The following is a 20,587-nucleotide window of genomic DNA, read 5'->3' as shown; positions in this document are numbered from 1 at the left end:
CAGGTGTTGTTAACCTAGCTGTACGCGACTTTTCCACAGGGTTCAAGAATGCCTGTGGAGCCTCTGATTAATGGCCTGTAGGCCGCGTATATTGGGAATCTTGTGTAAATTCTGGCTGTGGATAGTTGTACAGAGCAAAGAATGCCGGACAGCAGGCGGCGCGGTGACGAGACAGACCCGTCACCGGTAGGGGAAAGCAGTGTTGTGGATTACTTGCCGATGCAGAAGCTGGAGAAGATGCGTCCCAGTAGGTCGTCCGGCGTGAAGGCCCCGGTAATCTCGCCCAAGGCTTGCTGGGCCTGCCGCAGGTCTTCGGCGAGCAGCTCGCCCGCGCCGCTCAGGGTGAGCTGTGCGCGTCCGTGCTCGAGGCTGTCTCCCGCCAGGCGCAGGGCCTCCAGATGACGCCGGCGGGCGCTGAAGCTGCTCTCGGAGGTCTGTTCGAAGCCCATGCAGGCCTTGAGGTGTTCGCGCAGCAGGTCCAGGCCATTGCCGGAACGGGCGGACAGAGTGATCGTGACGTGGCCGTCAGCGCTTTCTTCCAGCCCGATGTTCTCTGTGGATAAATCCGCTTTGTTGCGAATCAGCGTCACGTGTGCCGGGTCGGGTCGGCTGTCGAGGAATTCAGGCCACAGCGCGAAGGGATCGCTGGCCTCCGGCGCAGTGGAGTCGACTACCAGGAGGACTCGATCCGCCTCGTTGATGGCTTTCAGCGCGCGCTCCACGCCTATCTTTTCCACATGGTCATCGGTACTGCGCAGGCCGGCGGTATCGATGATATGCAGTGGCATTCCGTCGATGTGGATATGTTCGCGCAGTACATCACGGGTGGTGCCGGCGATGTCGGTGACGATGGCGGCTTCACGCCCCGCGAGGGCGTTCAGCAGGCTGGATTTGCCGGCGTTGGGACGCCCGGCAATGACCACGGTCATACCGTCGCGTAGCAGCGCGCCCTGACCAGCTTCGCGCAGTACGGAAGCGAGTTCCTCGCGTACCGCATCAAGCTGCGAAAGGACATGGCCATCGGCGAGGAAGTCAATTTCCTCTTCGGGGAAGTCGATGGCAGCCTCGACGTACATGCGCAGCCCGATCAACTGGTCAGTCAGGCTATGTACACGACGCGAGAACTCGCCCTGCAGCGAGCGGACTGCGTTGCGAGCGGCCTGGGCCGAGCTGGCTTCGATGAGGTCGGCAATGGCTTCGGCCTGGGCCAGGTCGAGCTTGTCGTTGAGGAAGGCGCGTTCGCTGAACTCGCCAGGGCGAGCCTGGCGTGCGCCAAGCTCCAGGCAACGCTGCAGCAGCATGTCCATGACCACGGGCCCACCATGCCCCTGCAGTTCGAGCACATCTTCGCCGGTGAAGGAGTTCGGGCCGGGGAAGTACAGCAGCAGGCCTTCGTCGATGACATCACCGTCGTCGGCGTGGAACGGCCCGTAGTGGGCGTAACGCGGTTGTGGCTCGCGGCCGCTGAGGGTGATGGCCATGGCGCGAGCACGGGGACCGGAGACGCGGACGATGCCTACACCGCCACGACCCTGGGCGGTGGCGACGGCGGCGATGGTTTCACGGGCTGCATTCATGGCGACGGTCTCGCGGTGGTTGTCGTGGCTCGCGGGGAAGCAAGGTTATCCACATAGCAAAACGCCCCACGAGGGGGCGTCTTGTCGATCGTCTGCGGGGACGGTATCAGGCAGAAGCCTTCTTCGTCGCCGCTTCGATCCGGCGGGTAATGTACCACTGCTGCGCGATGGACAGGCAGTTGTTCACAACCCAGTAGAGGACCAGGCCAGCCGGGAACCACAGGAAGAAGAAGGTGAAGATGATCGGCATCAGCTTCATCACCTTGGCCTGCATGGGGTCCGGCGGAGTCGGGTTGAGCATCTGCTGAACCAGCATGGTAGCGCCCATGATGATCGGCAGGATGAAGAACGGATCCTTCACCGAGAGGTCGACGATCCAGCCCAGCCACGGAGCCTGGCGCATCTCGACGCTTTCCAGCAGTACCCAGTACAGCGAAAGGAAGACCGGCATCTGCACCAGGATCGGCAGGCAGCCGCCCAGCGGATTGATCTTCTCCTTCTTGTACAGCTCCATCATCGCCTGGGACATCTTCTGGCGATCGTCGCCATGCTGTTCCTTCAGTGCTGCCAGTTTCGGCGACACGGCGCGCATGCGGGCCATGGAACGGTAGCTGGCGGCGGACAGCGGGAAGAAGGCCAGTTTGATGACGATGGTCAGGAAGATGATCGACCAGCCCCAGTTACCCACCAGGTTGTGGATATGTTGCAACAGCCAGAAGATCGGCTGGGCGATGAACCACAGCGGACCGTAGTCGACGGTCAGTTCCAGGCCCGGAGACAGCTCCTTCAAGTACGCCTGCAGTTTCGGGCCGGCGTACAGGGTCATGCTGGTTTCGCCCTTGGCACCCGGTGCAACGGTCAGGTTGGGACCGGTGTAGCCGACGATGTAGTTGCCCTGGGCGTCCTTGCGGGTCATCACGCTGTGGGTATCGCCCTTGGCGGGAACCCAGGCGGTGACGAAGTAGTGCTGCAGCCAGGCTACCCAGCCACCCTGGACGGTTTCCTTGAACTGCTCCTTGTCCATGTCCTTCATGGACACTTTCACGTAGGGCTTTTCAGGGGTCCAGACCGCAGCGCCGAGGTAGGTCGATACGCCGGTAGCGGTGGTGGAGGACGGGTCGACGCTGGCATCACGCTTGAGCTGGGCGAACAGCGAGGCGTTCCACGGTTTGTCGCTCTGGTTGTCGATCAGGTAGGTCACGCCGACCTGATAGGCATTGGGGTTGATGCACTCGAGCTTCTTCTGCGCCTTTTCCTTCTCGGTGCAGTCGTTTTTCAGACCGCGGTGGAAGGTGAAGCGTTTGATGTAGCTCACGCCATCCTGTGCATAAGTCAGGTCGACGACCATCTGGTCCTGGCCGTCGGCCAGTTCGTAGACGGGTTTGGCCGAGGCGTAGAGCGGGCGACCACTGGCAGCGGCATCCGGACCATTGGCGCCGGTCAGGCCGCTCTGGGCCAGATAGGTGCGCTGGTTGTCACGCTCGAACAGCGGGAACGGCACGTCCGGGCGGTCCTGGCGCAGCGGGTACTGGGTCAGGCCGAGCTTGATCACGTCGCCGCCGCGCGGGTCGATGGTCAGGTCCAGGACATCGGTCTTCACGCGGATCAGCTGGTCGCTGGTTGCCGCCGGCTTCTGCTCATTGGGCAGGCTGGCCTGGGCGTTCTGCGTGGTGGGTACGTCGGCATTGGCCGCATTGCCGGCAGGCACGGAAGTGTCCGGCAGGCCTTCAGTCTGATTGAAGGTCGCGGTCTGCGCCGGCAGTTCGGGCTGGCCGTAGTCCTTGTTCCACTGGAGAACCAGCGCGTAGGACACGATTGCCAGGGCGACGAATAGGATTGAACGTTTGATGTCCATGGTTACTCGGCCGTCGAGGAAGGGGCGGGCTTGGAAGGATCTGGCGGTACCGGATCGTAGCCACCGGGATGCCAGGGGTGGCAGCGGCCTAGGCGACGAGCGGCCAGCCAGCCACCACGCAGGAAACCATGGGTTTCAATGGCTTCCTGCGCGTAGCAGGAACAGCTGGGGTAGAAACGACAGTGCCTGCCCATCATGGGACTGATGGCGTAGCGGTAAAACTGGATCAGTAACAGCGCCAGTCTACGCATGGGAACTGTCGGCCACTCCCGGAGATTCTGTCGAAGGTTCCGGGCTGGGCCGGTTGCGCAACAGGCGTTTCCAGAGCTTGCCGAACTGCTGGTGCAGTTCTTCATTCTCCAGATCACCAAGGCCTTTGCGCGCAATCACCACGATATCCAGGCCAGCCAGCTTTTGCTGGTGATGGCGGAAGGATTCACGGAGAAGGCGTTTGAGGCGGTTGCGCTCGACGGCGAGCTTGACGTTCTTCTTGCCGATCACCAGGCCCAGACGGGGGTGATCGAGACCGTTTTCGCGCGCCAGCAGCAGGATGTGCTTGCCGGGAACCTTGGAGGTGGGGGAGTCGAAGACTGCTGTGAATTGCCGGGCTGTCAGAAGACGCTTATCCCGGCTGAAATCTCGACTCACCACCTGTGTCAGACAAATCAGACGGTCAGACGCTTGCGGCCCTTGGCGCGACGACGCGACAGAACCTGACGACCGTTCTTGGTGGCCATGCGAGCGCGGAAGCCGTGCACGCGAGCGCGCTTGAGGGTGCTGGGTTGGAAAGTACGTTTCATGATTCGGTACCTGGGTTTGACGACATGAGGTCGCAGTGACCCCGTTTAAAGAGACCGGCGATTCTAGTGAAATCGGGCGGTCAGGTCAATTTCCAACCAGGCCCGGATACAAAATCTATAGAAAGAAGGGAAATCTCTTTTTTAAAGATTGAAGCGATGATTATGTTTATGCAGGCGGATGCCTGTGCATAAGTCGTCAGGCGCCTTTGAATGAGCGGGTCAGGGGAAATGATAACCCTGTCGGGAAGGCGTGGGCTGCTTGTGGGGGGCCAGTTGGAAAGCTGGGTATGGAATGGGGATTTTTCCACAGGGATTTTTTCCACAGAACGATCACCAGGGTCTTCCCCTGCCCCATCAAGCTGTTATCCACAAGGTTCAAGACACTATTACCCGACCGCCGGTAAAATCATTAACACCTTGATTTTGCTTACATCCCTGCGTGCTTAACTGTGGATAAGTTGGTCCGGCGAGGCTACAATAGCGGCCTGTTTCGCTTTGCGACTTCTTTTGGGGGATATCCGTGTCCGTGGAACTTTGGCAGCAGTGCGTGGAGCTTCTGCGTGACGAGCTGCCGTCCCAGCAATTCAACACCTGGATCAGACCTCTACAGGTCGAGGCAGAAGGTGAGGAGTTGCGCGTCTACGCACCTAACCGCTTCGTACTCGACTGGGTCAATGAGAAGTACATGGGGCGTCTGCTCGAATTGCTGGGCGAACGTGGCAATGGCCAGATTCCGGCGATTTCGCTGTTGATTGGCAGCCGCCGTAGCCGCGCTCCGCGCCCGGCCCTGGTCCCGACACCGCAGGTGAGCGTGCAGGCGGCTCCCGTTGCCACTGCAGCTGCGCCGGTGGTTGCGCCAGCGCCGGTGGCTCTCTCCATGCCTGAGCCGCAGCCCGTCCAGACAGCGCCGGTGCAGACCATCGCCGATCTCGACGAGTCCAGCCCGGGGATCGATCCGCTGGCGGCGGCTATGCCGGCCGCGGCTGTGCGTACTGAGCGCAACGTGCAGGTAGAAGGTGCGCTCAAGCACACCAGCTATCTCAACCGCACCTTCACCTTCGAGAACTTCGTTGAAGGTAAATCCAACCAGCTGGCCCGCGCGGCCGCCTGGCAGGTGGCGGACAACCTCAAGCACGGCTACAACCCGCTCTTCCTTTATGGTGGCGTCGGCTTGGGCAAGACCCACCTGATGCACGCTGTGGGTAACCATCTGCTGAAGAAAAATCCCAATGCGAAGGTCGTGTACCTGCATTCGGAGCGCTTCGTCGCCGACATGGTGAAGGCGCTGCAGCTGAACGCCATCAACGAGTTCAAGCGTTTCTACCGTTCGGTGGATGCGCTGCTGATCGACGATATCCAGTTCTTCGCCCGCAAGGAGCGTTCCCAGGAAGAGTTCTTCCACACCTTCAACGCCCTTCTCGAAGGCGGTCAGCAGGTCATCCTGACCAGCGACCGCTACCCGAAGGAAATCGAAGGCCTCGAAGAGCGCCTGAAATCGCGCTTCGGCTGGGGTTTGACGGTGGCCGTGGAGCCGCCCGAGCTGGAAACCCGTGTGGCGATCCTGATGAAAAAGGCCGAGCAGGCCAAGGTCGAACTGCCGCACGACGCCGCGTTCTTCATTGCCCAGCGCATTCGCTCCAACGTGCGTGAGCTTGAAGGTGCGCTCAAGCGCGTGATCGCCCACTCCCACTTCATGGGCCGGCCGATCACCATCGAGCTGATCCGCGAGTCGTTGAAGGATCTGCTGGCCCTGCAGGACAAGCTGGTCAGCATCGACAACATCCAGCGTACCGTCGCTGAGTACTACAAGATCAAGATTGCCGACCTGTTGTCCAAGCGCCGCTCGCGCTCGGTGGCACGTCCGCGTCAGGTTGCCATGGCACTCTCCAAGGAACTGACCAACCACAGCCTGCCGGAGATCGGCGTGGCCTTCGGCGGTCGGGATCACACCACGGTGCTGCACGCCTGTCGTAAGATCGCTCAACTCAAGGAATCCGACGCGGATATCCGCGAGGACTACAAGAACCTGCTGCGTACTCTGACCACCTGACGCAGCCTCACGAGGCAAGGGACTAGACCATGCATTTCACTATTCAACGCGAAGCTCTGTTGAAACCCCTGCAACTGGTCGCTGGCGTTGTCGAGCGCCGCCAGACGCTGCCGGTTCTTTCCAACGTCCTGCTGGTCGTCGAAGGCCAGCAACTGTCGCTGACCGGCACCGACCTGGAAGTCGAGCTGGTAGGTCGCGTCACTCTGGAAGATGCCGCTGAGCCGGGTGAAATCACCGTGCCGGCGCGCAAGCTGATGGATATCTGCAAGAGCCTGCCCAGCGATGCCGTGATTGACATCCGCGTCGACGAGCAGAAGCTCCTGGTGAAGGCCGGCCGCAGTCGCTTCACTCTTTCCACCCTGCCGGCCAATGACTTCCCCACCGTGGAAGAAGGGCCGGGCTCGCTGACCTTCAGCCTGGTGCAGAGCAAGCTGCGTCGACTGATCGATCGCACCAGCTTCGCCATGGCGCAGCAGGATGTTCGCTACTACCTGAACGGCATGCTGCTGGAAGTGGGTGGCGGCACCCTGCGTGCCGTGGCCACCGATGGCCACCGCCTGGCCATGTGCTCGCTGAGCAACGGCGTGCCGGAAGCCCAGGATCGCCACCAGGTGATCGTGCCGCGTAAAGGCATTCTCGAGCTGGCTCGCCTGCTCACCGAGCAGGACGGCGAAGTGTCCATCGTCCTCGGCCAGCATCACATCCGTGCGACCACTGGGGAGTTCACCTTCACCTCCAAGCTGGTGGACGGCAAGTTCCCGGATTACGAGCGCGTACTGCCCAAGGGCGGTGACAAGCTGGTGTTGGGTGACCGACAGGTACTGCGCGAAGCCTTCAGCCGTACCGCAATCCTGTCCAACGAAAAGTACCGCGGTATTCGTCTGCAGCTCTCCAACGGTCTCCTGAAAATCCAGGCGAACAACCCGGAACAGGAAGAGGCGGAAGAAGAAGTGCAGGTCGACTACAACGGCGGCAGCCTGGAGATCGGCTTCAACGTCAGCTATCTGCTGGACGTCCTGGGTGTCATGGGTACCGAGCAGGTGCGCATGATCCTCTCCGACTCCAACAGCAGTGCGCTGCTGCAGGAAGCGGACAACGACGATTCTGCCTACGTCGTCATGCCGATGCGCCTCTGACGCGTATCGATGTCCCTTAGCCGCCTTTCGGTCACCGCGGTGCGTAATCTGCACCCGGTGACCTTCTCCCCCTCCCCCCGCATCAACATCCTCTACGGCGAAAACGGCAGCGGCAAGACCAGCGTGCTGGAAGCCATCTACCTGCTCGGCCTTGCTCGCTCCTTCCGCAGCATGCGCCTGCAACCTGTCATCCAGTACGAAGAGCCGGCTTGCACGGTTTTCGGACAGGTACGCCTGGGTAATGGCTTTGATAGCAGCCTGGGGGTATCACGTGATCGCCAAGGCGAGTTCCAGATTCGTATCGATGGTCAGAATGCACGCAGCGCTGCTCAGTTGGCCGAGACCTTGCCGCTTCAGTTGATCAACCCGGATAGTTTTCGCTTGCTGGAAGGTGCGCCGAAGATTCGCCGGCAGTTCCTCGACTGGGGAGTGTTCCACGTGGAACAACGCTTCATGGTCGCTTGGCAAAGACTGCAGAAGGCCCTGAGGCAGCGGAACTCGTGGCTCCGACATGGTAAACTGGACGGTGCTTCGCAGGCTGCTTGGGACCGCGAATTGTGCGCGGCGAGCGACGAAATCGACGCGTATCGGAGGTCCTATATCCAGGCTCTCAAGCCCCAGTTTGAGAAGACTCTGGCCGAGCTGATTCAGATCGATGATCTGACGCTCAGCTACTACCGGGGATGGGACAAGGAGCGCGACCTGAGCGAAGTGCTGTCATCCAGCTTGCTGCGCGATCAGCAGATGGGACACACCCAGGCGGGACCGCAACGGGCGGACCTGAGAATCCGTCTGGGGGGACACAATGCCGCGGAGATTCTTTCACGTGGCCAACAGAAGCTGGTGGTCTGCGCGTTGCGGATCGCCCAGGGGCACTTGATCAACCAGGCCAAGCGCGGGCAATGCGTCTACCTGGTGGATGACCTCCCCTCCGAACTGGATGAGAAGCATCGGTTGTCTTTGTGCCGACTTCTCGAAGATCTGGGTTGCCAGGTATTCATCACCTGCGTCGACCCGCACTTATTGAAAGACGGCTGGCAAACGGAAACGCCGGTGTCGATGTTCCACGTGGAACATGGGCGCGTCTCTCAGGACACTACCATCGGGAGTGAAGAATGAGCGAGAACACCTACGACTCTTCCAGTATCAAGGTACTGAAGGGGCTGGACGCCGTACGTAAGCGTCCGGGCATGTACATCGGTGATACCGACGACGGCACTGGCCTGCACCACATGGTCTTCGAGGTCGTGGACAACTCGATCGACGAAGCGCTGGCGGGCTACTGCAGCGAGATCAGCATCACCATTCACACCGATGAATCCATCACCGTGCGCGACAACGGTCGCGGCATCCCAGTGGATATCCACAAGGAAGAAGGGGTCTCCGCGGCCGAGGTCATCATGACCGTCCTCCACGCCGGCGGTAAGTTCGACGACAACAGCTACAAGGTCTCCGGCGGTCTGCACGGCGTGGGTGTGTCGGTGGTGAACGCCCTCTCCCACGAGCTGCGCCTGACCATTCGCCGCGAAGGCAAAGTCTGGGAGCAGGTCTACCATCACGGCGTCCCGCAGTTCCCGCTGCGACCGGTAGGCGATACCGAAGGCTCGGGAACCGAGGTGCACTTCAAACCGTCCCCGGAAACCTTCCATAACATCCATTTCAGCTGGGACATCCTGGCCAAGCGGATCCGCGAGCTGTCGTTCCTGAACTCCGGCGTCGGCATCGTCCTGCGTGACGAGCGTGCTGGCAAGGAAGAGCTGTTCAAATACGAGGGTGGCCTGCGTGCCTTCGTCGAGTACCTGAACACCAACAAGACCGCGGTGAACCAGGTCTTCCACTTCAACTGCCAGCGCGAAGAAGATGGCGTCGGTGTAGAAGTCGCCCTGCAGTGGAACGACAGCTTCAACGAGAATATCCTCTGCTTCACCAACAACATTCCCCAGCGCGACGGGGGCACCCACCTGGCGGGCTTCCGCTCCGCCCTCACCCGCCACCTGAACAACTACATCGAACAGGAAGGCCTGGCGAAGAAGTTCAAGATCGCTACCACCGGCGACGACGCCCGTGAAGGTCTGACCGCGATCATTTCGGTCAAGGTGCCGGATCCGAAGTTCAGCTCGCAGACCAAGGACAAGCTGGTTTCCTCGGAGGTGAAGACCGCCGTGGAACAGGAGATGGGCAAGTACTTCGCCGACTTCCTGCTGGAGAACCCGAACGAGGCCAAGGCCGTGGTCGGCAAGATGATCGACGCCGCTCGTGCTCGTGAGGCTGCGCGCAAGGCTCGCGAGATGACCCGCCGCAAGGGCGCGCTGGACATCGCTGGCCTGCCGGGCAAGCTTGCCGACTGCCAGGAGAAGGACCCCGCCCTCTCCGAACTGTACATCGTGGAAGGTGACTCCGCGGGCGGTTCTGCGAAGCAGGGCCGTAACCGCAAGACCCAGGCGATCCTGCCGCTCAAGGGCAAGATCCTCAACGTCGAGAAAGCTCGCTTCGACAAGATGCTGTCCTCCCAGGAGGTTGGCACGCTGATCACCGCGCTGGGCTGCGGTATCGGGCGCGAGGAGTACAACATCGACAAGCTGCGTTACCACAACATCATCATCATGACCGATGCTGACGTCGACGGTTCGCACATCCGCACCCTGCTGCTGACCTTCTTCTTCCGTCAGCTGCCGGAGCTGGTCGAGCGCGGCTACATCTACATCGCTCAGCCGCCGCTGTACAAGGTGAAGCGTGGCAAGCAGGAGCAGTACATCAAGGACGACGTGGCCATGGAGGAATACATGACCCAGTCTGCCCTTGAGGAAGCCAGCGTCCACGTCAATGAAAGTGCCCCGGGCCTGTCCGGTGAGGCGCTGGAGAAGCTGGTCAACGAGTACCGCGGTGTCATGCGCACCCTCTCCCGCCTGTCCCGTCTGTACCCGCAGGACCTGACTGAGCACTTCATCTATCTGCCGCGCATCGAGGCGGAAAAGCTGGGTGACGAGGCCACCATGCAGGCCTGGATCGAGCAGTTCCAGGCGCGCCTGAAGGCTGTCGAGAAGTCCGGCCTGACCTACAAGGTCAGCCTGCGCGAGGACCGCGAGCGTCACCTGTGGCTGCCGGAAGTCGAGATGGTGGCCCACGGTCTGTCGAACTACGTCACCTTCAACCGTGATTTCTTCGCCAGCAACGATTACCGCGCGGTGACCGAGCTGGGCAGCAAGCTGAACAGCCTGCTGGAAGAGGGCGCCTACGTGCAGAAGGGCGAGCGCAAGAAGAACGTCAGCAGCTTCAAGGAAGCCCTGGACTGGCTGATGACCGAAGGCACCAAGCGCCACAGCATCCAGCGATACAAGGGGCTGGGCGAGATGAACCCGGATCAGCTGTGGGAAACCACCATGGACCCGAACGTGCGCCGCATGCTGAAGGTTACCATCGAGGATGCCATCGCTGCCGACCAGCTGTTCAACACCCTGATGGGCGATGCCGTGGAGCCGCGCCGCGACTTCATCGAAAGCAACGCCCTGGCGGTGTCCAACCTGGACGTCTGATGCTTTTCAGGTTTAGCCAGGCAAAAAGAAAGGGCCCTTCGGGGCCCTTTTCTTTTGCTCGAGGAAAGTATCAGGAGGCTTCGGCCACCGCCTGAGGCGCCGAATCTGCCGACAGCTCACCCATATCGCGCAGGGTCTGGATGACCCAGTTCTCGGCTCGCTGGTTGAGCTCGGTGATGGCGCGTGCGCCCTCCCCTTCAGCGTACATCGCCGGGCCAATCACCACCTGGATGGTACCGGGGTACTTCGCCCAGCCGTTCTTCGGCCAGCAGTGCCCGGCGTTGTGGGCGATCGGCAGCACCGGGAGGTTGGCGTTGACCGCCAGAGAGGCGCCGCCGCGGGAGAACTTGCCGATCTGGCCGGTGGGAACGCGGGTGCCTTCCGGGAAGATCAGTACCCAGGCGCCCTTCTTGAGACACTCATCGCCCTGCTTGGCGATCTGCTTGAGGGCCACCTTGGGCTGCTCGCGGTTGATGGCGATGGGCTTGAGCAGCGCCATGGCCCAGCCGAAAAAGGGCACGAACAGCAGCTCGCGTTTGAGTACCAGCGCCAGCGGCTCGAAGTAGCCGGTGAGGAAGAAGGTCTCCCAGGTGCTCTGGTGTTTGGCGAGGATCACGCAGGGCTGGTCGGGGATGTTCTCCACGCCTTTGAGTTCGTAGCGCACGCCAACCATCCAGCTGGCGAGCCAGACGGCGAATTTGCACCAGGCCTGGGCAATGAAACGGTAGCGCGCGCGGTAGGGCAGGAAGGGGGCAATGAGCAGGCTGAGGGTACCCCAGACGAAGGCGCTGGACGACAGCAGCAGGTAGAAAAGTACGGTTCTGATGGCCTGCACTATCGACATGGGGGATGGGTCCTCAGGAAAGAAGTTGGTCGGCTACTGCCGCCAGGTCGTCGAATACCAGCGTGCCTTCGGGCAACGGCTTGGTCAGGGTTCGCTCGCCTTTGCCGGTCTTTACCAACACTGGCTGACAATCGACGGCCAGCGCGGCGTCCAGGTCACCCCGGCTGTCACCCACGAACCAGATGCCGCGTAAATCCGCGCTGTAGTGGTGGGCAATCTGCAGCAGCATACCGGGTTTCGGCTTGCGGCAGTCGCAGCCCTCGTCGGGACCATGGGGGCAGTACACGACCAGGCCGAGTTCACCGCCCTGCTCTTCCACCAGCTCGCGCAGGCGCTGGTGCATGCTCTCCAGGGTGGCCAGGTCGTAATAGCCGCGGGCAATGCCCGACTGGTTGGTGGCCACGGCCACGGTCCAGCCGGCCTTGCTCAGGCGAGCGATGGCAGTGATCGCGCTGGGGATCGGAATCCACTCGTCGAGGGATTTAATGTAGGCGTCGGAGTCCTGGTTGATGACACCGTCGCGGTCGAGGATCAGTAGCTTCATGCTGGGATAGGTCACGCGCTTCGAAAGTCGGAAATGAAAAAGCCGGGAGTTCGTCACGGCGAACCGTTGCGAACTCCCGGCTTTCAGGCGGGCATCAACCCAGCAGCGAGATGTCGGCGACGCCGAGGAACAGCCCACGCAGCTTCGCCAGCAGCGCGTAGCGATTGGCCTTCACGGCGTTGTCGTCGGCATTCACCAGGACTTCCTCGAAGAAGGCATCCACCGGCGCACGCAGGGCCGCCAGGCGGGCCAGGGCGGATCGATAGTCGCGAGCCGCGGCCAGCGGAGCCACTTCGCCTTCGGCTGCCGCTACGGCGCTGCCAAGGGCCTTCTCGGCGGTCTCGGCGAACAGGCTGGCATTGACGCTCGCGGGCACTTCGCCCTCGGCCTTGGCCAGGATGTTCGACACGCGCTTGTTGGCGGCGGCCAGGGCTTCGGCTTCCGGCAGCTGACGGAAGGCCTGGACGGCCTGCACGCGCTGATCGAAGTCCAGCGGCGCGGTCGGCTTGAGCGCACGTACGGCCTGGTACACGGCGACGTTGACGCCCTCGTCCTCATAGCGGGCGCGCAGGCGGTCGAAGACGAAGTCCTGCACCTGTTCGGACAGACCTTCGGCCTTCACCTTGTCGCCGTACTGGGCCACGGCCACGCCGATGGCGTCGACCAGGTCCAGGTCCAGCTGCTTCTCGATGAGGATACGCAGCACACCCAGGGCGGCACGGCGCAGGGCGTACGGGTCCTTGCTGCCCGTGGGGAGCATGCCGATGCCGAAGATGCCGACCAGGGTGTCGAGCTTGTCGGCCACGGCCACCGCCGCACCGGTCAGGGTGCTCGGCAGTTCGGCGCCAGCGCCGCGTGGCATGTACTGCTCGTTCAGCGCCAGGGCGACGTCCTTGGCCTCGCCACCCGCGGTGGCGTAGTAGTAACCGGCGATGCCCTGCATCTCCGGGAACTCGCCGACCATCTCGGTGGCCAGGTCGCACTTGGAGAGGATGCCGGCACGGGCCGCGTTGGTCGCATCACCACCGATGCGTTCGGCGATGTAGGCGGCCAGTTTGGAGACGCGTTCGGCTTTCTCGTAGACAGTGCCGAGCTGGGCCTGGAACACCACGTTCTTCAGGCGGGCGTTGAAGGCTTCCAGCGGCTGCTTCTGGTCCTGCTTGAAGAAGAACTCGGCGTCGGTCAGGCGCGGACGTACGACCTTCTCGTTACCGGAGACGATGTGTTCCGGTGCCTTGCTCTCGACGTTGGCCACGGTGATGAAACGCGGCAGCAGTTTGCCGTTGGCGTCCAGCAGGCAGAAGTACTTCTGGTTGTCCTGCATGGTGGTGATCAGGGCTTCCTGTGGCACGGCGAGGAAACGCTCCTCGAAGGAGCACACCAGCGGTACCGGCCATTCGACCAGCGCGGTCACTTCGTCCAGTAGGTCGGCCGGGACAATGGCACTGCCCTTCTGCTCGGCAGCCAGTTCGGCGACGCGCTTGGAGATGATCTCCCGGCGCTCGGCGAAGTCGGCCAGCACGTGGGCGCTGCGCAGGTCTTCCAGGTAGTTGGCCGGTGCCGAGATGCGCACGTTGGCCGGGTTGTGGAAGCGGTGGCCACGGGATTCGCGACCGGCCTTCTTGGTGAGAATCTCGCAGTCGACGACGTCGTCGCCGAACAGCATCACCAGCCACTGGGTCGGACGCACGAACTCTTCGCGGCGTGCCGCCCAGCGCATGCGCTTGGGAATCGGCAGCTCGTTCAGCGAGGCCTCGACGATCCCTGGCAGCAGGCCTACGGCCGGCTGGCCGGCGATGCTCTGGCTGAACTTGAGTTTCGGGCCGCTCTTGTCGATCTGCTCCAGGTCCACGCCGCATTTCTTGGCGAAGCCCAGGGCGGCCTGGGTCGGGTTACCGCTGGCGTCGAAGGCAGCCTGCAGCGGCGGGCCGTCGAGGTTCACGGTGCGGTCCGGCTGTTGCACGGCGAGCTGGTCGATCTGCACGGCCAGGCGGCGCGGCGCGGCGTAGCAGCGTGCGGCGGCGTAGGTCAGGCCAGCGGCTTTGAGGCCCTTCTCGATGCCGGCCAGGAAGGCTTCACCGAGGCTTTTCAGCGCCTTGGGAGGCAGCTCTTCGGTGCCCAGTTCGACGAGGAAATCCTTCGCGCTCATTATTCGGCCTCCTTCAGCTTGGCCAGTACTTCGTCACGCAGTGCGGGGGTGGCCATCGGGAAGCCGAGGCGGGCGCGGGCCTGCAGGTAGCTCTGCGCCACCGCGCGGGCCAGGGTGCGTACGCGCAGGATGTAGCGCTGACGCTCGGTCACCGAGATGGCGCGGCGGGCGTCCAGCAGGTTGAAGGTGTGCGAGGCCTTGAGGACCATCTCGTAGGTCGGCAGCGGCAGTTGCAGCTCGATCAGACGATTGGCTTCGCTTTCGTAGAAGTCGAACAGCTCGAAGAGTTTCTCGACGTTGGCGTGTTCGAAGTTGTAGGTCGACTGCTCCACTTCGTTCTGGTGGAACACATCGCCATAGGTGACCTTGCCGAACGGGCCGTCAGCCCAGACCAGGTCGTACACCGAGTCGACACCCTGGATGTACATGGCCAGGCGTTCCAGGCCGTAGGTGATCTCACCGGTGACCGGGTAGCACTCGATGCCGCCGACCTGCTGGAAGTAGGTGAACTGGGTGACTTCCATGCCGTTCAGCCAGATTTCCCAGCCCAGGCCCCAGGCGCCGAGGGTCGGCGATTCCCAGTTGTCCTCGACGAAACGAATGTCGTGCACCAGCGGGTCGATGCCGATGGCCTGCAGCGAGCCCAGGTACAGTTCCTGGAAGTTTTCCGGATTGGGCTTCAAGACCACCTGGAACTGGTAGTAGTGCTGCAGGCGGTTGGGGTTCTCGCCGTAGCGACCGTCGGTGGGACGGCGGCTCGGTTGCACGTACGCCGCGTTCCAGGTTTCCGGGCCCACGGCGCGGAGGAAGGTGGCGGTGTGGAAGGTGCCTGCGCCTACTTCCATGTCGTAGGGCTGCAGCACCACACAGCCCTGATCGGCCCAGTATTTTTGCAGGGCGAGGATCAGGTCCTGGAAGGTGGGCACGGCGGGCGTAGTCTGGCTCACGAATTTCACCTGTGCTGGATATGCGACTAAAACCCGGCAGTATACCCCAAGACGCTTGCAGCTTGGGCCTCACAGCGCTGCAGAGGCGCCCGGCGGGAGATCACGAATGTGTCGGAAATCATGTGAATGGCTGTATCTTCATACAGTGTTTTGGCTATAGTCGGACTTTCCCTGTCAGGACGACCGCCATGCCCCGCTGCTTCTGGTGTAACGACGACCCGCTGTACATCGCCTACCACGATGCCGAATGGGGCGTGCCGCAGCGTGACGCCCGCGCCCTGTTCGAGATGATCATCCTCGAAGGTGCCCAGGCTGGCCTGTCGTGGATCACCGTGCTGAAGAAGCGCGAACGCTACCGTGAGGTGCTGTTCGGCTTCGACCCGGAACGCCTGGCACGCATGACCGACGAGGAAATCGAGGAGCGCATGCAGGACCCGGGCATCATCCGCAACCTCGCCAAGCTCAAGGCGGCGCGGCAGAACGCCCAGGCCTGGCTGAAGCTTGAGGACCCGGTGACGTTCCTCTGGTCCTTTGTCGGCGGTCAGCCCAAGGTCAACCACTTCAGTGGCCGCGGCGATGTTCCGGCGGTGACACCCGAGGCCGAGGCCATGAGCAAGGCCCTGCGCAAGGCCGGCTTCAACTTCGTCGGCCCGACTATCTGCTACGCCTTCATGCAGGCCACCGGCATGGTCATGGACCACACGACCGACTGTGACCGCTACGCCCAGCTGGCCCGCGCCTAAGGCAGGGGGCTGGCCAGGGTGACCGACAGCCATGGTCCGGCGGAGCGGCCGGACAGCGCCGACCAGTACCAGGCCGAGGTATCGGAGAAGGACTGGCCGGCGGCGTCCTCGATGTAGTCGCAGACCTGCAGTCGCATGCCCTCGCGTGTCACCACGAAGCAGCGTTGCAGGCCCTGTGCTCCGACGCGCTGACGCAATTGCGTCTGCTCGATGCGATACCCCAGTGCGCGGAAGCAATCCTCCGCCGGGTGCAACTTGCGGGTTGGCCGCAGCACCTGGCGCAGCACGATGCTGCGCTGGCCATCGGTGAAGCGGCCGAGTTGGCCGGGGAAGTCCTCGGCGAAACGCTGCTCCACCGACGAAAGCGCCAGCGGCCGCAAGGTTCGACCTTCGAACTGCCGCGGCCATTCATGGGCGACCCGAGCGGCCTCCGACACGGTGGTCACCGGCGCCACGAAAGGCCAGAGCGTCGCCATCAGCAGGGCGCCAAGCAGGCCGCCGGTGAAGCGCATCGAAGCGTCAGGCCGCACAGCTTCGACCGAAGCTGACAGCGCAAAAGCGCGCCGCCCTATCACCCAGAAAATTATCCCGCAGACGCCGACGAATACCAGCAGCCCGACTGTCTCGTGGGCCCAGCCGGGAAAGCCGCTCGCCCCGCTCTCGCCCCACACCAGCAGCGTGTTGCGCAGGATGTTGCCGCCCAGCACCAGCAGTCCCACCAGCGGCAGGCGGCGTGCCAGCGCGCGGTCCGGCAAGCGCAGCCAGGCCGCCAGCGCGCAGGCGGTGAAGTAGCCGACCCAGGCCATCTGGATACCCGAGCACGGCGCATCGACCATCACCCACTGGCCGTCCACCAGCAGTGCACTGCCCTGCCGTTCCACCGACCAGCTGCCCAGGCGCAACAGCCAGGCGCTGACCTCGGCGGTGACAACTCGTAGCGGATATCCGACGAAGAACTGCAGCGAAGACAGCAGTGGCAGCGACAGCACGCCTAGCCCCAGCCAGCCCAACCAGGGCTGGCCGGGGGCGCGCAGGCTGAGGATTACCAGCAGCAGTGCCAGTACCGAGATCAGTCCACGTAGTAGCGGAGGGAGGATCGATTGGGATAACGCCCCGGCGATCAACAGAAGCGCTGCAACGCACAGCCAACGCAGACGAGGTTGCGCGCGCAGGCTGGAGCGATCGCGCCAGAGCAACAGGCCGAGTGCTGCCAAAGCGATGATCCCCAGCGGGTCATCCGAGCCATCACCGAGGCGCCGCGCCGCCCACAGCCAGCTGGGCCAGGCCGCCAGTGCGGCAAACAGCACCCAGCTCCAGCCGGGTAGACGGCGGATCATGCGGCCTTCCTCCGCCAGAACCAGCCACTCAGTGCGGCCAACAGCAACATGGCCCATACCCCCGGTTCCGGAGTGCCCGGCACGGTACTGCCGATGGCGCTGTTGCTCACGCCCTGGGGCATAGGCAGTGGCTGATCGACCGTCCTGTTCGCCTGGGGATCGGGATTGCGCACCTGCTGGTCGACGGCGATGAACGAGGTATAGGGCGTGAGCAGCTGATATTTCAGCCCGAGGTCGAGGATCTGCGAGCTGAACTCGAAGCCACCGTCGAGAGCTTCCTGGTCCATCAGGGTGGCGAGGCGTTGGCGTGCCCACAGGTGAGCGAGCGCACCATTGTTGTCGGTGAGGTTGCCGGCGCTGATTGGCAGTCGTACCTGGAACGGGCCTTCGGCGGCGTGGGCGTCGAGTCGCAGCTCACCGCGTGGCTCGCCCTTCCACTTGCCGAACAGCACCAGCGGGCGATTGGCAAACAGGTCGGGCAGTTGCAGCGGCTCCACGTCGTACACATCGAGGCCTTCGAAGCGGGCGTGGATGCCCTTGAGCAGGGGGCTGTCGATCATCCGGCGGAAACGCTGCGCCGCCTGGCCTGCCGCCTCGTCGTCGGTCACCACGAAGGGCTCGCCCTGCCCCGCCCGCGCCAGGCCTTCGATCAGGCTGCGGTTCACCGCACTGCCGATGCCGAAGGCGAACAGGTTGGCCTTGCTCAGGTTTTCGCGCACCAGTTTGTAGGCGCTGCTCTCGATGGTGACATAGCCGTCGGTGACCACCACGAAGCTGCGCGAGCGCTCCGGGTCGGTCGGCATCGCCAGCGCCTCGCGCAGGGCGGGCATCAGCTCGGTGCCACCGGCGCCGACCTGGCTGTCCAGCAGGTCGATGGCAAGGCGGGTGTTCTCCGGGGTAGCAGCCAGCGAACGGTCGGCCAGCTTGCGATTGTCGCCGGCGAACAGCAGCAGGTTGAAAGTATCGCTGGGGCGCAGCCGGCCGATCAGGTCGCGCAGTAAGGTCTTGGTGGTGTCCAGGGGGAAGCCATTCATGGAGCCGGAGACGTCCACCACGAAGACGTAGTCGCGCGGGACGATGAGTCGGGCATCCGGTGCCCGTGGGGGCGCGACCATGGCGAGGAAGAAGTTCTCCTGCACGCCGCGTGACAGCAGCAGGCCGCTTTGAACGGCCTCTCCACCGAGTTGGTAGTCGAGAATGAAATCGCGGTTGCTGGCGGTGTCATCGTCGGCCGCTACGCGAGCGGTGGCGCGCTGGCCATCTCGCTGGATAACCAGGCGATGGGAGGGCGAGGTGATCTCGCCGATTTGCACCGGCGCCAGCAGTTCGACCTGCAGGGCGAACTTCGTGGCTGAAGGCTGCCCTGTCGGCAGGTACGGCGACTCGATCCACTGCTGCTGGCCGCTGCCGGATTCATCGCGACCGTTGTAGCGCGGCCCGACCACCGTGGGGAAGACAAACTGAAAGTGACCGTCGGTGGGCACCAGTAGCTCGCTGTAGCGCAGCTCCACCTGCACCACGTCGCCGGGGAGGATGTTGGCGACGTTCATCTGGAACACGTTCTCGCGCTCCTGCTCCAGCAGCGCGGCGGTCTTGCCGTCCTGCCTGGCCTGCTGGTACTCGGCCTTGGCCTTCTGCTTCTCGCGGATCTGCGCCTGGATCACCCTGTCTCCCAGGTGCACGGTCATGCCGTGGACGGCGGCACGGGTCGAAGCGGGGAAAACGTAGCGCGCCTCCAGCGGCGTCTTGCCCTGGTTGCGGTATTCCTGGGTCACCGTGACTTCGGCGATGTTGCCCAGCACACGGGCATCCACACGGGTTGCCTTGAGCGGCAGCGCATCGACGGCCGGATCGGCGTTTTCGACGAAGAAATACGGGCTGGAGCTGCTGTCGCTGGAAGAGCTGTTGTCGGCGGCCAGCGCCGCCAGGCTGGCACTCATCGCCATCAGCAGCCAGCACAGCCGTGCAAGGAAGGTTGGGGTACGCATCGCGGGCCTCCGGGCCAGTGGATCGAATGGCCGCAGGTTGCGCGCGCGCCGTGGGCGCAATGTGCTCGCTGGGTGGAGATTGTGTGGAGCCTCGATGGCGTCCGAAATATCGGCGCGAGCGGCTACAATGGCCGCCATCTGCTTGAAGGAGTTTTCCGTGGAGAAATTCAAGGGCGCACTGGTGGTGGGCTTCCTGCGCTTGTTCGCCATGCTGCCGTGGCGTGCGGTGGGCGCTTTGGGCGCCGGTATCGGCTGGTTGATGTGGAAGCTGCCCAACCGCTCTCGCGAGATCGTGCGGATCAACCTGTCGCACTGCTTCCCCGAGCTGTCCGAAGCCGAGTTGGAGAAACTCGTCGGCCAGAGCCTGATGGACATCGGCCGTACACTGACCGAGAGCGCCTGCGCCTGGATGTGGTCACCGCAGAAGTCGCTGCAGTACATCCGTGAAGTCGAAGGCATGGAGGTGCTGGAAGAAGCGCTGGCCTCCGGCGACGGCCTGGTCGGCATCACCAGTCACCTGGGCAACTGGGAAGTGCTCAACCACTTCTACTGCTCCTACGCCAAGCCGATCATTTTCTACCGCCCGCCGAAGCTGAAAGCGGTGGATGACCTGCTGAAGAAGCAGCGCGTGCAGCTGGGCAACCGTGTCGCACCCTCGACGCCCGAAGGCATCAAGAGCGTGATCAAGGAAGTGAAGAACGGCGGCTGCGTCGGCATCCCCTGCGACCCGGAACCGGACCTGGGCTCGGGCCTGTTCGTGCCCTACCTGGGCACCACCGCGCTGACCAGCAAGTTCGTGCCCTCGCTGCTGTCGCGCGGCAAGGCCCGTGGCGTGTTCTTCCATGCCGTGCGCCTGCCCGATGGCAGTGGCTACAAGGTGATCCTCGAAGCCGCGCCGGCGGACATGTACGACAAGGACATGGAAGTGTCGGTAGCCGCACTCAGCCGCGAGCTGGCCAAGTACGTGCGTGCCTACCCCAGCCAGTACATGTGGACCATGAAGCGCTTCAAGAAGCGTCCCGAAGGCGAGGCTCGTTGGTACTGATCCGCCCCGCTCAATCGACGCGATAGATACGGCGCCCCT

Annotated in this window: 16 protein-coding genes and 1 pseudogene; 6 read left to right on the top strand and 11 right to left on the bottom strand. The window is 63.0% G+C overall.

The genetic code is table 11. The features are described from left to right. Positions 1 to 209 precede the first annotated feature (209 nt). From mnmE to rpmH, 5 genes are all read right to left on the bottom strand, one after another. Entirely contained in the window at positions 210 to 1,577 is a 1,368-nt protein-coding gene (gene mnmE, locus FAS41_RS02040) for a tRNA uridine-5-carboxymethylaminomethyl(34) synthesis GTPase MnmE (protein WP_138520023.1), read from the bottom strand. A 106-nt stretch (positions 1,578 to 1,683) separates the two neighbouring features. Then, complete coding sequence (yidC, locus tag FAS41_RS02035) at positions 1,684 to 3,432, bottom strand: membrane protein insertase YidC (protein WP_138520022.1); 1,749 nt, start codon at positions 3,430 to 3,432, stop codon at positions 1,684 to 1,686. Between the two features lie 2 nt (positions 3,433 to 3,434). Continuing rightward, positions 3,435 to 3,683, bottom strand: a complete 249-nt coding sequence (yidD, locus tag FAS41_RS02030) for a membrane protein insertion efficiency factor YidD (RefSeq protein WP_015479779.1) — start codon at positions 3,681 to 3,683, stop codon at positions 3,435 to 3,437. Next, positions 3,676 to 4,083 carry a ribonuclease P protein component gene (gene rnpA, locus FAS41_RS02025; RefSeq protein WP_081518987.1) on the bottom strand — a complete coding sequence of 136 codons (408 nt, stop codon included), beginning with the start codon at positions 4,081 to 4,083 and terminating at the stop codon, positions 3,676 to 3,678. Before rnpA ends, yidD begins: the two co-directional genes overlap by 8 nt. A 14-nt stretch (positions 4,084 to 4,097) precedes the next feature. Further along, the gene (rpmH, locus tag FAS41_RS02020; protein ID WP_003100258.1) at positions 4,098 to 4,232 is read right to left on the bottom strand and encodes a 50S ribosomal protein L34; all 135 of its coding nucleotides are present in this window, start codon (positions 4,230 to 4,232) and stop codon (positions 4,098 to 4,100) included. 520 nt (positions 4,233 to 4,752) lie between these two features. Between rpmH and dnaA the strand changes: the two genes are divergently transcribed. The 4 genes and pseudogenes from dnaA (at position 4,753) to gyrB (ending at position 10,951) form a co-directional block, all read left to right on the top strand. Continuing rightward, positions 4,753 to 6,282 carry a chromosomal replication initiator protein DnaA gene (dnaA, locus tag FAS41_RS02015; protein ID WP_138520021.1) on the top strand — a complete coding sequence of 510 codons (1,530 nt, stop codon included), beginning with the start codon at positions 4,753 to 4,755 and terminating at the stop codon, positions 6,280 to 6,282. Positions 6,283 to 6,311: 29 nt separating this feature from the next. Continuing rightward, a complete protein-coding gene (gene dnaN / locus FAS41_RS02010) occupies positions 6,312 to 7,418 on the top strand; it encodes a DNA polymerase III subunit beta (RefSeq protein ID WP_017518853.1) in 1,107 nt (368 codons plus the stop codon). 9 nt (positions 7,419 to 7,427) lie between these two features. After that, positions 7,428 to 8,530 (top strand): annotated as a pseudogene (recF, locus tag FAS41_RS02005) (DNA replication/repair protein RecF). Between the two features lie 3 nt (positions 8,531 to 8,533). Then, positions 8,534 to 10,951: a DNA topoisomerase (ATP-hydrolyzing) subunit B gene (gene gyrB, locus FAS41_RS02000; RefSeq protein WP_138520019.1), complete on the top strand. Its 2,418-nt coding sequence runs from the start codon at positions 8,534 to 8,536 to the stop codon at positions 10,949 to 10,951. A 70-nt stretch (positions 10,952 to 11,021) separates the two neighbouring features. Here gyrB and FAS41_RS01995 read toward each other — a convergent pair whose 3' ends face one another. The 4 genes from FAS41_RS01995 to glyQ form a co-directional block, all read right to left on the bottom strand. Then, positions 11,022 to 11,795: a lysophospholipid acyltransferase family protein gene (locus FAS41_RS01995; protein ID WP_138520018.1), complete on the bottom strand. Its 774-nt coding sequence runs from the start codon at positions 11,793 to 11,795 to the stop codon at positions 11,022 to 11,024. A 13-nt stretch (positions 11,796 to 11,808) separates the two neighbouring features. Then, entirely contained in the window at positions 11,809 to 12,339 is a 531-nt protein-coding gene (gene gmhB / locus FAS41_RS01990) for a D-glycero-beta-D-manno-heptose 1,7-bisphosphate 7-phosphatase (protein ID WP_138520017.1), read from the bottom strand. 94 nt (positions 12,340 to 12,433) lie between these two features. After that, a complete protein-coding gene (gene glyS, locus FAS41_RS01985) occupies positions 12,434 to 14,488 on the bottom strand; it encodes a glycine--tRNA ligase subunit beta (RefSeq protein ID WP_138520016.1) in 2,055 nt (684 codons plus the stop codon). Further along, positions 14,488 to 15,435, bottom strand: coding sequence for a glycine--tRNA ligase subunit alpha (gene glyQ, locus FAS41_RS01980; protein WP_081518980.1), 948 nt, complete (start codon positions 15,433 to 15,435; stop codon positions 14,488 to 14,490). The genes glyS and glyQ overlap by 1 nt, the downstream gene beginning before the upstream one ends. A 188-nt stretch (positions 15,436 to 15,623) precedes the next feature. Between glyQ and FAS41_RS01975 the strand changes: the two genes are divergently transcribed. Then, complete coding sequence (locus FAS41_RS01975; RefSeq protein WP_138520015.1) at positions 15,624 to 16,178, top strand: DNA-3-methyladenine glycosylase I; 555 nt, start codon at positions 15,624 to 15,626, stop codon at positions 16,176 to 16,178. Here the strand turns inward: FAS41_RS01975 and xrtQ are convergent. Further along, on the bottom strand, positions 16,175 to 17,515 hold the full coding sequence (gene xrtQ / locus FAS41_RS31030; RefSeq protein WP_218939095.1) for an exosortase Q: 1,341 nt from the start codon (positions 17,513 to 17,515) through the stop codon (positions 16,175 to 16,177). The genes FAS41_RS01975 and xrtQ overlap by 4 nt on opposite strands. Beyond that, positions 17,512 to 19,503, bottom strand: a complete 1,992-nt coding sequence (locus tag FAS41_RS01965) for a VIT and vWA domain-containing protein (RefSeq protein WP_138520014.1) — start codon at positions 19,501 to 19,503, stop codon at positions 17,512 to 17,514. The genes xrtQ and FAS41_RS01965 overlap by 4 nt, the downstream gene beginning before the upstream one ends. Positions 19,504 to 19,660: 157 nt before the next feature. Here FAS41_RS01965 and FAS41_RS01960 point away from each other — a divergent pair, with 157 nt between their 5' ends. Then, positions 19,661 to 20,548, top strand: a complete 888-nt coding sequence (locus FAS41_RS01960; protein ID WP_088420863.1) for a lysophospholipid acyltransferase — start codon at positions 19,661 to 19,663, stop codon at positions 20,546 to 20,548. The last annotated feature ends 39 nt before the right edge of the window (positions 20,549 to 20,587 follow it).

The sequence above is a fragment of the Pseudomonas nicosulfuronedens genome, from assembly GCF_005877905.1.
GTDB classification, from domain to species: Bacteria; Pseudomonadota; Gammaproteobacteria; order Pseudomonadales; family Pseudomonadaceae; genus Pseudomonas; species Pseudomonas nicosulfuronedens.
Note: the sequence above shows the minus strand (reverse complement) of the source record. Positions and strands in the feature narration are given on the sequence as shown.

Coding starts and splice junctions, on each gene's coding strand:
- gyrB (WP_138520019.1), top strand. CDS start 8,534: ATGAGCGAGAACACCTACGACTCTTCCAGTATCAAGGTACTGAAGGGG.
- glyS (WP_138520016.1), bottom strand. CDS start 14,488: ATGAGCGCGAAGGATTTCCTCGTCGAACTGGGCACCGAAGAGCTGCCT.
- gmhB (WP_138520017.1), bottom strand. CDS start 12,339: ATGAAGCTACTGATCCTCGACCGCGACGGTGTCATCAACCAGGACTCC.
- xrtQ (WP_218939095.1), bottom strand. CDS start 17,515: ATGATCCGCCGTCTACCCGGCTGGAGCTGGGTGCTGTTTGCCGCACTG.
- dnaN (WP_017518853.1), top strand. CDS start 6,312: ATGCATTTCACTATTCAACGCGAAGCTCTGTTGAAACCCCTGCAACTG.
- FAS41_RS01965 (WP_138520014.1), bottom strand. CDS start 19,503: ATGCGTACCCCAACCTTCCTTGCACGGCTGTGCTGGCTGCTGATGGCG.
- FAS41_RS01975 (WP_138520015.1), top strand. CDS start 15,624: ATGCCCCGCTGCTTCTGGTGTAACGACGACCCGCTGTACATCGCCTAC.
- FAS41_RS01995 (WP_138520018.1), bottom strand. CDS start 11,795: ATGTCGATAGTGCAGGCCATCAGAACCGTACTTTTCTACCTGCTGCTG.
- yidC (WP_138520022.1), bottom strand. CDS start 3,432: ATGGACATCAAACGTTCAATCCTATTCGTCGCCCTGGCAATCGTGTCC.
- mnmE (WP_138520023.1), bottom strand. CDS start 1,577: ATGAATGCAGCCCGTGAAACCATCGCCGCCGTCGCCACCGCCCAGGGT.
- rpmH (WP_003100258.1), bottom strand. CDS start 4,232: ATGAAACGTACTTTCCAACCCAGCACCCTCAAGCGCGCTCGCGTGCAC.
- yidD (WP_015479779.1), bottom strand. CDS start 3,683: ATGCGTAGACTGGCGCTGTTACTGATCCAGTTTTACCGCTACGCCATC.